Source organism: Cyclobacterium sp. 10D3-21 (assembly GCF_055809755.1).
In genome coordinates, this window is the sequence record NZ_CM147924.1 from 4,686,852 (window position 1) to 4,703,350 (window position 16,499).

Below are 16,499 nucleotides of genomic sequence, written 5' to 3' on the forward strand. Positions count from 1 at the left end.
TACCTCAATGGGCAAAAATACTTCGCTAAAACAATCTTTTTTAATCCTCACCAATAAAACCTCACTCCCTTTAATTCAAAAATACCATAAGCTGTTTACAGCTACCCAAAATATGGGAGATACAGTGGTGTTGTACCATTTGCTAGGGGATAATTCTAATCCAAACTTAGAAGACGTGAATACGCACATCTTTGACGATGAAGTCTTAAGCTCCTTGAATTATTTCCCACTTGGCTTTACCCTGGTACCGGGTAGCAATCATTTCCCCTTGCTAAAATTCTACCTTTCTCATCCACATTACGATTACTATTGGTGCATTGAAGACGACGTGGAATTCTCGGGGGATTGGAAATCCTTTTTTGAAGATTTTTCCTCTATTGACACTGATTTTATCAGTAGTCATATCCGCCGCTATAAAGAAGAACCGGAATGGCCTTGGTGGCCTACCCTGGCCCATCCCTACACCGTTATCCCACAAGAGCAACGGATCCGGTCCTTTAACCCCATCTACCGAATTTCACGTCAAGCTTTAGAATTACTTCACAAAGCACTCTTAAGCAAGTGGTGTGGGCATCATGAAGTACTCATTCCTACCCTGCTTTATGAAAGTGGATTTTCCATCCAAGACTTTGGTGGGAAAGGGGAATTTGTACCCGAAGGCCTTGAAAACAAATTTTATTCGGAAAATACACCTAACAAAAGAGGTATACTTTCCGACGGCACCATGCGATGGAGACCCGGTTTCGAAAAAACAGGGAATTTGAAAAATAAACTTTACCACCCTGTAAAACTAACAGATGAATAAGGTTACACAACTTTTCCATACACGAGATGAGCTATTGTTGGGACATTACACCAGCCTCGAAAATCCTGGACTCTTTAAAGGCAAGTTTGGCCTTTGCCTTTACTTCTTTGAAGCCTTTCAACAGTGCGAAGAACCAAAATACCAGCATGCAGCGGAACATTTACTACAAGAGGGGTACAATTTTATTCACCAAAACCCGATGCCGACCTCATTTGACAATGGACTGGCCGGAATTGCCTGGGGAATTAACCAATTAATCAAAAGAGGTTATTGGAGGGTAATGCCGATGAATTGCTAATGGAAATAGACACAATCCTTTTCAAGGTTATTTCTGAAAAAACGTACGAGCTTGAATTTGGCTTAAAGCGTGGAATATTAGGCTACCTGATCTATATCCTCGACCGTGTTTCAGTCCAGCCTAAAAATGCGCCAGAGAAGGTAAACAGTGAAATATTCACTTCTCTTGCAGTTTTACTGATCAACCGCATCCACCTAATGGCCGAAGAAAACAGGGGCAATTTTACTGAGCCAAAAGAATTTAACCTATTCTGGGACCTACCCAATTACCTGTATGTGTTGGGTGAAATCAACCGCCTGAACATAATGCCCAACAAAACCCGACAAATGATTCGAAACATTTCTCCTCTGCTGCTTTCCTTGATTCCCCAAAATTTAGGAAACTGTCTCAGTTTGCTTTACGGAATGAGCAAGGTGGCACATGAGGATTGGTCAGCACACACCCGACTTCTGCAAGAAAAATTAAATAGTGCTTCAATCACTTCTTTTAGGCTTGCAAATAAAAGCCTGTATGTAGAAAACGGTCTTTCCGGTTTGATTTTATTAGACAAGCAAGTAGGGTTGGAAATAGATGATTGGAAGGGCTTGTTTAATGATGAAAAAAACGTACAACTAGCGATGCAACATCTGGAGAAATCCGAGTATTGGAGAGCCACCGAAAAAAATCCAGAAAACGAAATGGGGTTTATTTACGGAATTACAGGAATTCATTACGCTCTCCTTTTTTTGAAACAAATTAAAGATCCTCAACATGAATAAAGCGTCTCTGCAAGATATCAGCTTTCTTATTCCTGTCCGGTTGGATTCAGTCATTCGGTTGGAAAACCTAATGGTGGTGATAGACTTTCTACACCATCACTTACGCTCTCCTATTTTAGTCCTTGAAGCTTCCGCTTATAAAACCGGGATTATTTCTGCTTTAGCAGGGAATAAAATAAATTATTGGTTTGAAGAAGATAGGGACGATATCTTCCACCGGACAAAATACATCAATACATTGGTAGGGTTTTCTAAGACACCATTTGTAGCAATTTGGGACTGTGATGTTATCATTCCACCAAAACAAATCATAGCAGCCCTAAAATGCATGAAAGATGGCGAATCAAGTTTCGTTTTTCCCTATGCCAAAGAATTTTTAGATACGGGTATGATCCTTAGGGAAATTTTTATAAAAAATCGGGATCTTACAGTATTTACTTCACACAAAGCTAAAATGATGTCAATGTATGGACCTGACCCCATAGGTGGTGCTTTTCTTGCAAACCTTCAGGATTACAAGGCAACGGGGATTGAAAACCCGAACTTTTACGGGTGGGGAAGGGAAGATGGAGAGCGAATACACCGATGGAAAGGGCTAGGTTACAATCATAACCGCATAGACGGACCCTTGTTCCATCTTTCTCATCCTCGTGGAATCAATAGTAGTTTCCATAGTAATCGTGAAGACCAGGGAAAATGGAACGACATTCTTTATATTAAATCACTGGGGAAAAAGGAGTTAAACAACAAAATCCAAGAATGGTCTCAATCTTAAATTATTTTACAAATTTAACTAAAAAATTGAATCCTAAATTGAAGATTAAATCCCAGGTTGAGTACTGGATTCATATTACTGGGAATAAGAAAAACTGGACGGTAGTACAAATTGGAGCCAATGACGGCAAAACCAAAGACCCACTTCATAAGTCTATTTTAAAAAATAAAAAATGGAAAATGCTTTTCGTAGAGCCCGTTCCCTACCTATTTGAAAAACTAAAGACCCATTACCCCGATTCAACTAGGTTTTTATTCGAAAACACCGCCATCAATAATGGCACAAGGCAGGAATTTTATTGGGTAGACCAAAAGGCCAAATACATCCTAGGCAATCTTCCGGACTGGTATGACCAATTGGGCTCCTTTGACAAAAACCATATCAGTAAACATCTGAACGGTATTTTAACCCCCTTTATTGTTTCCACAAGCATAAAGGGAATTACCCTGAAAACTTTGCTTCAAAAGCATGGAATTCAACAAATCGATCTATTGCGGATAGATTGTGAAGGCCACGACTGGAAAATACTTAGACAATTGGATTTGACCAGATTTAAACCCTCTCTTATATTATTTGAAATGAAACACTTGAACCGGGAAGAATTAAAAGCAGCACTTTTATTACTTTACAATGACTATCAGGTTTATCAGTTTGAGGGGGACTTTTTGTGCTTTTCAAAAGTCGGATATAACGAATTATCTAAAAAAGACATAAAATACCTTCTTGACTTTCATTCCATCGAGTCACTTAAAAACAAGCTTTAGAAAATGAATGAAACTTCAAAAAAATTAAAAATTGCGTTCTTAGTTGAGCGTTTCCCCAAATTATCCGAAACATTTATACTCAACCAAATTAGTTATTTGATTGAGGCAGGCCATAAGGTGGATATTTTTCCGGCAGGCAAGTCTGAAGAAACTAAAGTACATGATGAGATTCACCGATTAGGATTACTCCAGCATACTTTTTATCCACCTAAAGTACCCCAAAACAAAATATGGGCTTGGCTAAAATTCTTTGTGTTGGTAAATATTAAGCAGGCTGTTCGAAAATTGGTTAAGTTACTTGATTCTCAGGATTTTTACCGCAATCAGGATATGATACGTCGGTTATATTTGATTTCTCTCTTCTATCCATTTATATCAAAAAATAAATATGATATTATTCATTGTCATTTTGGCCCTACCGGCTTGAGAGCAGTTTTTGTGAGATCACTAGGACTTTTAGGTGGTAAAATGCTCACCACCTTTTATGGCTATGATATCACTCATCGGGCAATGGGTGAAAACTATTATCAAAACCTGTTTTCCAATAGCGATATATTTATTGTCATTTCTAATTTTATCAGGGAAAATGCAATTTCAGCTGGATTTGACAAGAATAAAATTGTGGTTTTGCCCATTGGTGTGAATCCTGGAGAATTTATACCTCATAAGCAGAAAACAGACAAAAATTGCATTCGACTGTTAAGCGTTGCGCGATTAGTAGAGAAAAAAGGATTGTACTACTCCATCTCAGCTTTTCACCAGCTTGTAGAACTTCACCCAAATACCTTTTATGACATCGTGGGCGATGGTGAATTGATGAAACCTTTAATGGAACTGGTAACCTTTCTTGGATTGGAGGAAAAGGTTTTCTTTCATGGAGAGAAAAAAAAGGCTGACATTATCAATTTTTACAGAAATTCCGACATTTTTGTACTTCCTAGCATTACGGCGAGTGATGGCAATTCTGAAGGACAGGGTCTGGTACTTCAGGAAGCCCAAGCCATGCAATTACCGGTAATTGCTACCTTACACAATGGGATACCTGAAGGAGTAATGGATGGCATCACTGGATACCTAGTTCCCGAAAAAGATATCAATGCCCTTCAAATAAAAATGAAATACCTTATTGAACATCCAAGGGTTAGAAAGGATATGGGAAATAGTGGTAGAAAATTTATAGAACACAAGTTTGACAACTTCCATTTAGGTAAAAAACTGGAAAAAATATATACTGATCTGCTATAAGTCATTTAGGACTCAAATATTTTTGTTTAAAAGCACTGATTAAACAAAAAATATATACAAATAAATTTTAATCGGTAATAGAAAATAGATCGTCTATTACATAATTCTGAGATTAAAAATGTAATTCCAATACAAATGTCAAATTAACACCTATTATTTTGTTAAATTCTATTTTTTTTTTTACTTTAACAATATAGTTATACTACTAAATATTTTTTATGGAAACCTCCTATTTAATTCTCAAATGCAGCCAAACCATACTAAAACTAGAGTTGAAAAAAATAACGCATTTTTTAGTAAATGATTACCTGCTCACGGTCTTTTGTTTGAATAAAAACAGCCATTCTTTCTGTTCTTCTCTTAAAAGTATGGAAGATAAGTTGCCGGAAAACTTTTTCAAAATAAACCGAAACTGCATAGTAAATGTAAATTTAATCTATTCTCTTCAAGTAAAAAAAGGGAAATAATTATGCAAAACGATTTTCGCCTTAAGGTGGCCAAATCAAAATGGACTGAAATAAAAAAGAAAATGATTCTACTAAACCAACTAAATAATGGCTTGGAAAATACAAATTAATCCTATCTCTTGTTTATTTAAAGATAAAACTGGAAATAATAGCAGGAAGTCAAAACCCAAAGAAAGCATTGAGGTAGAAACAATTTTTATCCTCAGTGCAGGTAGAACAGGCACCCGTTTTTTCCAGGATTTTTTTAATACCTGTTTCAGTCAGGTATATGCAGTTCATGAGCCCCAACCTGATTTTTTTGACATGGGTATGCAAAAAATTAGGACAGATTTGATTTTTGACGTCAGCTGCCAAAATATATGTGAATTCAGAAAACCATTACTAAAGCAAGTGCTTTCCACTCCAGAGACCACCTATATAGAATCAAATCCGCACGCTGCATACCTTATTCCGGAACTAATGGCTACATTTTCATCTATCAAGTTTTTGTATGTAGTCAGAAATCCAATAGACTCCGTCAGGTCATTTTATGCTAAATCTCCAAAAGATAGTGGTGGGGAAATGTTGTTTTATGGGGAAAACGATCACAGGAAAAGGATCTGCCCCAAGGACTTTCCAGGCGATGGATGGGAAAAAGAATGGCCCGATTTCAACCGGGTTCACAAAATAGCCTGGTACTGGAATAAAGTCAATAGCATTATTCAGGAATCCTTGCAAAACAGTGAAAATTCCCTACAAATTAAGTACGAAGATTTCTTTTCAAAAAACCAGTCTATCAGGGAAAAAACAATTTTACAAGTTATAGAATTTTTGAAATTAACCGAAAAAAGGGATGCAGATTGGAACAAAATAAACCATATCATGAATCAAAAGTCGAATGCAACCAAGGTAGAGTACCTCCCACCCTTTGAACAGTGGCCCATAAGGGAAAAAGAAATGTTTAAGGCGTTAACAAAGGAAATGAGGATCAAGCTAAATTACAAATAATACCTAAAACCCAGTTTCTTTCACTAATCTTCAATTACCACATCACTACATAAAACCTTCTCCAACTCACCACGTCCGATAAAACCGCTAGTTCACGGGAAAAAGCAGCCAGTTCACAATAAATATAATTATCTCTTTATGAAAAATAAATTTAATTGGTTTAATTAAAACATCTTTTAACCATAAACCAAAAAATAGCATGAAAAAGAAAATAACTTTGCAGAAAGCTACTGTTGCCATGGGAGTAGTGGCCATGAGTGTGGGATTATTTAATTCCTTTAATGTGGAGGCCGAAGGGGGTTGTTGTACAAGTTGGGTGTGTTGTCAAGCTGGTTTACCTAATACCATATGTTACGATGAAGAGGGAAGACCCTGGATAGGTGATGAAAAAAAATGTAATACAGATTCATGCACAGTTTAAAATAAAAAGCTCTGAAGCCTTAATCAAATGGCTTCAGAGCTTAAATCGCAGACTAATTGATATATGAAAATACTATTATTATTAAATAAAAATAATTTATTGATCTTAATTTCAGGTCTATTACTTTGTGCCTGCAAGAAGTCAGATCCTTCTAACAAGGTATTCACAAAAGAGACCATACCAAAAAGCATTGAGTTAGTTAGCCAAAAATATTATTATCCTGAATTATTAAAACCAAATAATCTTCTAGTTAAAAATGATTTTATTGTAATACAGGAGTTGACCAATCAACCCCCCATGCACATACTGGATAAAAAAACACTTCAATACTTAAATTCGAAAGGTGAATCTGGTTTCGGCCCCGGAGAAATTACGGATTCTTTTATGTTTGATTTTGGCAATGATGAGGGTACTTTTTGGGTTTACAGCTTAGGTGGAAAGACTTATTCTGAATTTGAACTAAGAGATGATTCGCATCAACCAACTCAACAAATAAAACAAAAAGAAAATTTTATTACGGCTATTAATTTAGTTTGGGCTACTGATTCCAGTGTGATGACCAGGATGGCAAACGATCCTGCCCGATACATTGAATTTAAATTGGAGGGAGATAGAATAAATGAATTTGGCACGTGGAAGGAGATAGAGCCCAAAAAGGAATTCAAGGGAATTTCCAATTTTAATCTTGGGGATTTACACCAAGGAAAACTGTTGAGGAAACCCAATAGTGATATATTTGTTCATGTGGGGATAAGAAGAGACAGGATCGAGATTTTAAACAGAAAAACAGGAGAAATTTTAGCGATAAATGGACCATTAAACCATGTCCCGGGATTTTCTATTGTTGGAAAAGGGAGCGGTGCTGGATTGGTAATAAATGAGGGAGAACCCTATGCCTATTCAAGCGCTTGTTTGGGAAATAAATACATTTATGGGCTTTTCTGCGGAAGGAATAGGGAAGAATTACTAAATAGTGAAATCAACTCAACAACAGTTTATGTATTTGATTATGAAGGAAATTCGAAATTTGAGTTGATATTAGACAGGTCTTTACAATCCATTGCTGTAGATGAAAAGTCCGGTAAGCTTTATGGTATTACCACAGATCGGGATCCTGGACTGGCTGTGTTTAGCCTACCTGATAATTTTTGATTTTATAGATTTGTGGTAAAATCTAGGTTTATGGCCTAGGAAATTGCAATTACTTAAGTTTGCCATATGACCTGATTTTGAATGAAGGCAATTATTAATATACCTCCCAGAATTAAGCTTACCCCTTCAGAAACCGGATTGAAAAATTAATTACAAAAACTATGGGTTTTAATCTTAAGCTCCCTGAATTATTTCCCTCTTGGCTATACCCTTGTGCCTGGAAGTGATCACCTGGAAGTAATCATTTACACAATTACCAGATCACCACATCACCAACTCACTAGATCACCACATCACTTAGCAAAAAATTTCCATGCACGAAAAATGACACCCATGTACTCGGAAAAATTGAGCGTCAACAGTTTATCAATTCTATAAGTTGTTAAAAAAACTAAATATTTTGGTTAAAATCAACATTTGTTTTTAGTTTAGTTAATATGAATAACTTTATGCTATTTGTTTTAATTTCTCTCGTTTTTTCTTGTTCTTCCACAACGAATGATGGAAATCTATCAATCATTGTAGAAAAAATTCAAATCCCAATTGATGAAAAATTCTTAAATACTTATCAAATCTGGGATTCCTATTATGAAAATGAGGAATCCAAACTCCTTGCCTATAACGCAACAAGGCATTCATTTGATTTGTTTAGCTTAGATAAACAATCTACTTTAAGCCAAATACCACTTGAACGTGAAGGGCCTGATGGTATAGATAAAGTTGATGGGCTAGATTACTATAATGAAGATTCAATTTTTTTGTACTCGAGAGGTAAACTATATATTTCTACGATAGAGGGGAAAATTAGTAAAGTTCATTCACTTTATGAGTTGTTTAATTTTGATGGTGGAGGAGAACCATCTATAAATTTCTATTTTAAGCTTCGGTATAACCCTGTGTCAAAAAGTGTAGCTTTCTTTATAGTCTACCACAATACAGATCAAAAATCAAAAGGAAATCTTCCTCTTATAGGCTTACTTAATCTTGAAACATTAGAAACTAACTATTTACCAATTTATCATACCGATTTTTTTAAGGAAAATTATGGAAATGTTGGTTTTGTTACCTATTTAGGATTCAATAATTTTTTCGAGGGAAATATGATTTTTAATTATCAGTACCAATCCAATATTTATAGTTTAAATACCAAAGGAAAATTGAAGGAAGGAAAAGAGGTTAAGCATATATTGCCTTTAATCAACTTAGATAATATTGATTCGCATGCCATAAACAATACGCATTATCTTTCCCCAATACCTGACCCTTGGCGGAAACTTATTTATAGATTCAATTGGGAAGCGCCAATTAAAGGGAAAGAAATTTCATTTCTAAAAAAGAAAACCTCACTTACCGTTTTTGATTCCAAATTGAAAAAACTTCAGCACTATTCATTACCTGATTATACTTACCAGATCAATAATTGGTTTGCAACTAAAAAGGGTTTATTTTTAAACCTAGCACATCCTGCAAATCCTGCATTGAAGGAAAATACCCTAGAGTTCCATGTTGTAAAATTAAGGAATGACAAATTTTGATAGCTTTTCTACTGTTTCTAAGTGCAATCACAGGTTTTCACTTTCCTCCCTCTGATACAACTCATTTTTTACTGGTACCGCTGGATCATCATATAAAGAATGCTAGGAAAATAGAAATTAGCTATACCCTAATGCATCCCTACGATAAGCAAAAGGAAACCATTCTGCTAATTGAGGATCCTTTGGACAAGTATTTTCAGGAAAGCATAGACATGCAGCCGCTGTTGGATGAATTTAATATCGTTCATATCAAAGGTCGGAATGAGGCTGATGCCATTTTGCAAATTATCAATTCTTCAGGGGAAATTGATTGGGCAAAAGCTTATCAATTGCTAAATATGGACCAACAAGCAAGGGACATAGAGTTGATCCGTAATGCCTTGACCGGAAACCACAGGGTACATTTACTGGGCTTTTCAGGTGCCGCTGCCTACCTGCATTATTACCTTGGCCTTTTCCCTGAAAACGTCAAATCCTTGATTTCCTTCAACCCCCTACTCTTTGACCTTCAAAAAAACCTGAATCTTATCAACCCCTCACAGTGCCTGGAAGCAATACCACTTGAAAATGCTTCCTACCTTGATTTTTTGTGGTACAACAATTCCGAGAACCTTTGTAAGGAACAAACGGGGACTGAATACATTGATCTGGCCTTTTATTTTTATTTAAAATGGCGGTTTCTGTTACCATCTTTAGTAGAAGCAGATAAAGCCGATATCGCTCAGAAGATTAGGCTTTTTGAGCACAGTTATGGATTGACCTATAATGCAGCTTCCAATTTACTAGAATCTAAAATAGCGAAGTGGATGATGCTAGAAAGTCATGAAATATGGAAGCAGTTTGAACGCATACCTTTCTCTGTATATGGGGTAAATTATGACCGGGGATTAGATTTTAGTGGTAAGGTATTGATTGTAGGTGCAGTACATGACAAATTGCTTTCCAGATTTTGTTATGATGTGTTGGCAGAGTTTTATTTAAATTCCACCTTATTGCTTATTCGGGATGGGCATTCCTTTGGGAAATTAGGAGCTACTATGTTGCACAGTAAATTGATAAGCTCCTTTATCAATAATGATATTCAGGAAAAAATCACTGTTTATCAATTGCTACAGGATGAAGGTTTACTTTTTAACAAAAAGGATCGGGTAAGGTATTGAAAAGGTTAGATGTGTTTTTGTAGATTAGTTTTAGCTAGCATTTTCTTTGGTTCATTTTTTTTCTTCATGATAACACTGCCTTATTCAGGGCATGTCCTGATGCGTAGCAAGTCAAGGCCTGTCCTGATGCGTAGCAAGTCAGGAGAAAAGTAATAAATGTTTTATCGCTAATTAAACCACATACCATTGATTATTTGTTTGATACATAAAAAAGTGTAATTGATTGCACTTATCTATAAGAACTAAATTTTAGGGTGATATTTAGTAAATTCCAGTTTCGATTATAATAAAACAACTCTTTTTCCATAACCATTGTCACTTTTTTGCTGCAGTGCATGTCCCGAGAAGTGAAACGAATCGGGATCAAAAAAGTAAAGAACCTGTCCTGAGACTTCAGGGAAAACCCCGCCGCTGAGTATCTTTTCGGCTAAAATTTAAGGCCTCCCGCACACAGGCAAACTCCTTAGTTTTTGGTTTTCACATATTTCGTTATTTATTGGGTATTTCCCTAACCAAAAACTTCGTCAAACAGTGCCTGTGCCTTTGCCATCCCCGCTTATATTTCTTAACGCCGAAAAGCTTCAAGGCGGAAGTAAATTTTCGTCATTCCGAGACTTTGCGAGGCCTTGCGCGTAGAAAGTCGAAGGAATCTCCAACGTAATGAGATTGCCACACCCTTTTCCCTCACTTCTCCTCCCCAAAAAAGGGTTCGCAATGACGATATAGAGAATTTTTAACAAAATCGTAAATATTAGCGAGCTGGCCGGGCCAAAACTACGAGGGGGCGAGGGCCTTGTGGGGGGAAGTTTAGTTTTGGCTAGATTTTTCTTTGGTTCGTTTCTTTTCATCAATGGAAAAGAAACGAACGGAAAACCTCTGCTTTCAGGGATGAAATCACTTTAGTAAGCCAAACTCACCAGACAACGTTGAACTAGTAACAGTTCTATTAATTCTTATACTTTCCTATTAGTAAAGATTTGAAATTTGTCAGGGATTATTTTTAAATTACAAACCAGTTTTTTACTAAACCAAGTTATATAAAATAACCATTTTTACTTTTTTGCTACAGGCCTGCCCTGATAGCGATCAAGTCATGGTCTGCCCTGAATCGTAATATCTCAGTGGTCCAAAAAGTAACCAACCTGCCCTGAAGCGTAGCAACTCAGGCCTGTCCTGATGCGTAGCAAGTCAGGAGAAAACCCCGCCGCTGAGTATCTTTTCGGCTAAAATTTAAGGCCTCCCGCACACAGGCAAACTCCGGTATTTATGGTTAATTTATTTCCATTGGCTTCCGGGTATTCAATCCCATAATTAATAGGCTAACCATGCCTGTGTCCTTGCCTTCTCATCTTAAATTTCTTAACGCCGAAAAGCTACAAGGCGGAAGTAAATTTTCGTCATTCCGAGACTTTGCGAGGCCTTGCGAGGCCTTGCGCGTAGAGGAAGTCGAAGGAATCTCCAACGTAATGAGATTGCCACACCCTTTTCCTACGCAACACCTCCCCAAAAAAGGGATCGCAATAACCAAATGGTATATTGCTAATTCGGTACACTTCGACAAGCTCAGTGACCGGAAAACGTCATTCCGAGACTTAACATTTTAAAAGCTCAGAATTAAGATGACAATATCCAATGCCGCACTCCAGGGGAGTGCAATCTTTGTAGCCCCGGGTAAGCCGACGCAGGAGGTGCCACCCGGGGTGTTAATGAGTTGGCTTTTTAGGGCATTAGCCTTCAGTATGCCCAACAGTGAAACCGGCTTTCCGCTAATGCCAGCGGCTCCTTAACTCGGATTTTTAAATCTGTCATGGGTAAGCTTAGGGAAGGCTTGGATTGAAAAAAGCTCTGGAAATCCCCAGCATTATGAGATTGCCACACCCTTTTCCCTCACTTCTCCTCCCCAAAAAAGGGTTCGCAATGACGAAATGGTATATGGTTATTCTGTACACTTCAACAAGCTCAGTGACCGAAAAACGTCATTCCGAGACTTTACATTTTAAAAGCTCAGAGTTAAGATGACTATAAACAATAAATCACTCCAGCAGAGTACAACCTTTGTAGTGACCCGTCCTGATGCGGAGCAAGTCAGGAACTCCAATCAGCTGTAATAGAAATGGCCCAAAACCCCATTGGGGGTGGCATTTTTGTAGCCAAGGCTATTAAGCCTTGGTTAAGGCAAGAAGCACAAACTGATTTTGGCGGTATTGTTGCTTTTTTTCCGCAACAATACTGACAAAATCTCTCACGCAAGCGTCATTTCCTTACATTTTTTTCAATATCCAAATCCCAACTAATAATTAATCTCTCTTTCCGGTATGTTTTCTCCATGCCATGGGAAGGCATATGTCGGAGGATTTTGAAACCGGGTCATTTCAATTTCCAGTTTCACAACCGATCCCGGTGCTATCTCAGCTTGAAAAAATTTGTGATCGATTGTATCAAATTGGTAAGGATATTTGTCGATCATATTTACCCGTTTAATTTGGTGTTCTCCAAACATTCCTCCTTGAACAATTACTTTTCTTGTTTCGGTAGGATGAAGGTTAACCAAAGTAAGGGAAATACCGGCATCTGTGATTTGTTCAACCAATGCTGCCATATCCGAAGGAATTCCAGTCCTCCTATTCTCAGGATCAAAATAGCGGACTGAAGTATGCAATAGTCCTCCATGGTAGATATGGTTAGGAGCACCAAGCATGGTCTGAACAAGTCCTTCTAAAACAACCGGATTCAGGTTCAGCCAATGATGAACATCCTGGAAATCAGGTGTGGTAGTGTCTTTTCTTATACGGTCCAGTCTGGAAAGCATTTCATTGTACGTGGCCTTTAAAATATCCACTGGATAGGTGGGAACCTTCCCTTCTAAATACCCTAACCATGTGGCCGTATTAATTTCATCTCCTTTGCCCTTTCTATAAGTCAATTTTTCCATTTCCTCAGGATCCAACAAGTCTTTTACCCTTTCCCAGTCATTACTCTTTCGGGACATGTACCATAAGTGGGTAGGATACATGGGTTGCATGGGACGATAGTCGTACCATCCCCTATCATCATATCGGTGAGGCACCAATTTTTTACCATTTTCTTCCTTTGCCTCATTTGAAACGGATGCGATAACGGCATTGGGTAAATCCAAGTATTTATCATCTCCGGAAATCAAATAGGCATTGGAAGCTCCAATTGTTGTCGCTTCCAACTTATTTTTGACCCCATGGGGCCATTTCCACCCATAATATCCTCCCCACCAATTACCATCCATATATTCTCCAATCTCCCCGGTAAGGCCCACATTATCTGGAATTATCCCATTGTTTTTTTCTGTCCTTTCCATCCAGGCATTGACATATGAGGTTACCCATTTTTTGTATTGATCTTCCCCAGTGTACATATAGGCATTCAGCATCATACTGGTTGAAGCCAAGTTTAAAGGCACATCTCCTTTCATCATGCGGCTATTTAAAGCCTCCAAAATAAAGTGGAATTTGCTGTCGTTGTTCCAGTCTTTTCCGGAAGTGACATTGGGAATGTCGTCATATGGAAGGGGGTAATTGCTTAAAATGGGTCTATGGGTAACCCAATCTTCAGCAGTATTTTCAAACCTAGGGCCAAGGCTACCTGTAAGTGGTGAACGAATAAGTTTCAGTTTACTATCAAAATTAGAATTTTCGGTACCATCATCAAAATACAATTTTGCAAATTTAATGGCCCTGTCCCGCATCTTTTTATCTGTAGGATCTGCCAGGCCGAAAAAGTAAAAATAGGTATAGGACTCCCCATGATGCATCCAATCATACCCTGCATCGAATTCATCTACTATCTGCCCATAATCAGTAAACTGCTTGGTAACCCCTTCCCATAATTTTCTGGAAAGCAGATCAATTTCTTTTGGTCCCCCTAGCGCATAATACAAGGGGAAATTATAAAAGCTCTCATATCCGTCATCTGATCCATCCATCCCAGGCCATTCATCTCTCCAGATTAAAGTACCATCAGGATTGGTGTATTTTGCAACAAATTCCATGGCGGCAGGATAGAGTGCTTCCATCATTTGCCTTTGTAGCAAAGCCCATTCCGGAGGTGGAGAAGGTGAGTGGTAGGGTACGGATTTGAGCTTAGGAATTGAATCCAATTCCTGACTTACAGCAGGGTTAATAATTACTGTCACAAAAAATATTACTACTACAATGTATTTCATAATGTTTTTATTTCAGAATTAAATTTTAATTTATGCCTAATTATTGCTTGTTTTCAACTTGGTTTATAAAGTTATAAATCTTCACCGCATTTTTATAGATTTTTGTTTTATTTGACAGTGAAATTGAATGCTGTAGGGTGATTAGAAGTGTTTTAGGAGTCATTTTATCCTTTATTGTTACTTTTTTACAGCAGGCCTGCCCTGAAACGTAGTAATTCAGTGGCCTGCCCTGAAACGTAGTAATTCAGTGGCCTGCCCTGAAACGTAGTAATTCAGTGGCCTGCCCTGAAACGTAGTAATTCAGTGGCCTGCCCTGAAACGTAGTAATTCAGTGGCCTGCCCTGAAACGCAGTAACTCAGGGCCTGCTCTGCATCGTAGTAACTCAGGGCCTGCCCTGAAGTGCAGTTACTCATGGGAAAAGAAATAAACGTTTTACTATCAGTTAAATGTATAATTTTCAAAAGCAGCTCAATGTAATAAAGCATTACTGTTTCTACTATACCAAGTCATTGATGATGACCATTTTTACTTTTTTGCTACAGGCCTGCCCTGAGGTGAATCAGTGGTCAAAAAAGTAAACAACCTGTCCAGAGACATCGGGGAAAACCCCGCCGCTGAGTATCTTTTCGGCTAAAATTTAAGGCTTCCCGCACACAGGCAAACTCCTTAGTTTTTGGTTTTCACATTTTTCGTTATTTATTGGGTATTCCCCTAACCAAAAACTTCGTCAAACAGTGCCTGTGCCCTTGCCATCGCATCTTAAATTTCTTAACGCCGAAAAGCTACAAGGCGGAAGTAAATTTTCGTCATTCCGAGACTTTGCGAGGCCTTGCGTAAAGAAAGTCGAAGGAATCTCCAACGTAATGAGATTGCCACACCCTTTCCCTGCGCAACACCTCCCCAAAAAAGGGTTCGCAATGACGAAATGGTATATCGTTAATTCGGTACACTTCGACAAGCTCAGTGACCGAAAGACGTCATTCCGAGACTTAACATTTTAAAAGCTCAGAAATCGAGTTGGCAGTTTCCAATGCAGCACTCCAGCGGAGTGCAATCTTGGTAGCCCCGGGTAAGCCGACGCAGGAGGTGCCACCCGGGGTGTAAATGAGTTGGCTTTTTAGGGCATTAGCCTTAAGTATGCCCAACAGTGAAACCGGCTTTCCGCTAATGCCAGTAACCCCTTACCCGTGAAAAATAAAAACTTTCACCCGTAGACTTTGCATAGAAAAAATCGAAGGAATCTCCAACGCGAAAAAATTACCACAACCTTACCCTCCACTACACCTTCCTAAAAAAGGGTTCGCAATGACGATGTAACGATATTATTAGCATAATTACAACTCGAATTGAGGTTTTAAATAAAGGACAGTATATTTATACCGAGTCTTTCACCATTTCGATTGTTACTTTTTTGCTGCAGGCCTGTCCTGAAACAAAGTAACTCAGGGCCTGTCCTGACCCTAGTCAGTGGCCCAAAAAGTAACCAACCTGCCCTGAAGCGTAGCAACTCAGGCCTGTCCTGATGCGTAGCAAGTCAGGAGAAAACCCCGCCGCTGAGTAGCTTTTCGACTAAAATTTAAGGCCTTCCGCACACAGGCAAACTCCGGTATTTATGGTTTAGCTTATAACAATTGCTATTTCTAGAGGCTCATCCTCTAAATCCTATTCCAACCATGCCTGTGCCTTTGCCATCGCATCTTGAATTTCTTAACGCCGAAAAGCTACAAGGCGGAAGTAAATTTTCGTCATTCCGAGACTTTGCGAGGCCTTGCGTAAAGAAAGTCGAAGGAATATCAAACGTAATGAGATTGCCACACCCTTTCCCTACGCAACACCTACCCAAAAAAGGGTTCGCAATGACGATTTAGAGAATTTTTAACAAAATCGTAAATATTAGGGCGCGGTGGCCGGGCCAAAACTACGAGGGGGCGAGGGC

Annotated in this window: 13 protein-coding genes; 12 read left to right on the forward strand and 1 reads right to left on the reverse strand. The window is 38.2% G+C overall.

Going from position 1 to position 16,499, the window contains the following annotated elements; genetic code table 11:
• Positions 1-7 precede the first annotated feature (7 nt).
• The 12 genes from AC0L7T_RS18100 to AC0L7T_RS18155 all read left to right on the forward strand — a co-directional run bounded on the left by AC0L7T_RS18100 (position 8) and on the right by AC0L7T_RS18155 (position 10,367).
• A complete protein-coding gene (locus AC0L7T_RS18100; protein WP_473337245.1) occupies positions 8-805 on the forward strand; it encodes a hypothetical protein in 798 nt (265 codons plus the stop codon).
• Positions 798-1,103 carry a hypothetical protein gene (locus AC0L7T_RS18105; protein ID WP_473337246.1) on the forward strand — a complete coding sequence of 102 codons (306 nt, stop codon included), beginning with the start codon at positions 798-800 and terminating at the stop codon, positions 1,101-1,103. The genes AC0L7T_RS18100 and AC0L7T_RS18105 overlap by 8 nt, the downstream gene beginning before the upstream one ends.
• A complete protein-coding gene (locus AC0L7T_RS18110; RefSeq protein ID WP_473337249.1) occupies positions 1,103-1,861 on the forward strand; it encodes a hypothetical protein in 759 nt (252 codons plus the stop codon). The genes AC0L7T_RS18105 and AC0L7T_RS18110 overlap by 1 nt, the downstream gene beginning before the upstream one ends.
• A complete protein-coding gene (locus tag AC0L7T_RS18115) occupies positions 1,854-2,636 on the forward strand; it encodes a glycosyltransferase family protein (RefSeq protein WP_014021630.1) in 783 nt (260 codons plus the stop codon). The genes AC0L7T_RS18110 and AC0L7T_RS18115 overlap by 8 nt, the downstream gene beginning before the upstream one ends.
• A gap of 38 nt (positions 2,637-2,674) precedes the next feature.
• On the forward strand, positions 2,675-3,400 hold the full coding sequence (locus AC0L7T_RS18120; RefSeq protein ID WP_157466791.1) for an FkbM family methyltransferase: 726 nt from the start codon (positions 2,675-2,677) through the stop codon (positions 3,398-3,400).
• 3 nt (positions 3,401-3,403) lie between these two features.
• Positions 3,404-4,645, forward strand: a complete 1,242-nt coding sequence (locus tag AC0L7T_RS18125; RefSeq protein ID WP_473337250.1) for a glycosyltransferase — start codon at positions 3,404-3,406, stop codon at positions 4,643-4,645.
• Positions 4,646-4,863: 218 nt separating this feature from the next.
• Entirely contained in the window at positions 4,864-5,112 is a 249-nt protein-coding gene (locus tag AC0L7T_RS18130) for a LytTR family transcriptional regulator DNA-binding domain-containing protein (protein WP_473337251.1), read from the forward strand.
• A gap of 87 nt (positions 5,113-5,199) precedes the next feature.
• Positions 5,200-6,099 (forward strand): sulfotransferase domain-containing protein, encoded by a 900-nt coding sequence (locus AC0L7T_RS18135; RefSeq protein WP_048643101.1) that lies wholly within the window; start codon positions 5,200-5,202, stop codon positions 6,097-6,099.
• Between the two features lie 199 nt (positions 6,100-6,298).
• A complete protein-coding gene (locus AC0L7T_RS18140; RefSeq protein ID WP_048643100.1) occupies positions 6,299-6,520 on the forward strand; it encodes a hypothetical protein in 222 nt (73 codons plus the stop codon).
• 63 nt (positions 6,521-6,583) lie between these two features.
• On the forward strand, positions 6,584-7,672 hold the full coding sequence (locus tag AC0L7T_RS18145; RefSeq protein WP_048643099.1) for a BF3164 family lipoprotein: 1,089 nt from the start codon (positions 6,584-6,586) through the stop codon (positions 7,670-7,672).
• A gap of 449 nt (positions 7,673-8,121) precedes the next feature.
• Positions 8,122-9,207, forward strand: coding sequence for a DUF4221 family protein (locus AC0L7T_RS18150; RefSeq protein ID WP_339712974.1), 1,086 nt, complete (start codon positions 8,122-8,124; stop codon positions 9,205-9,207).
• A gap of 131 nt (positions 9,208-9,338) precedes the next feature.
• Positions 9,339-10,367, forward strand: coding sequence for a hypothetical protein (locus AC0L7T_RS18155; RefSeq protein WP_473337254.1), 1,029 nt, complete (start codon positions 9,339-9,341; stop codon positions 10,365-10,367).
• Between the two features lie 2,290 nt (positions 10,368-12,657).
• On the opposite strand, the gene AC0L7T_RS18160 is transcribed toward AC0L7T_RS18155, so the two are convergent.
• Positions 12,658-14,562 carry a DUF8034 domain-containing protein gene (locus AC0L7T_RS18160; RefSeq protein ID WP_473337255.1) on the reverse strand — a complete coding sequence of 635 codons (1,905 nt, stop codon included), beginning with the start codon at positions 14,560-14,562 and terminating at the stop codon, positions 12,658-12,660.
• Positions 14,563-16,499: the final 1,937 nt, after the last annotated feature.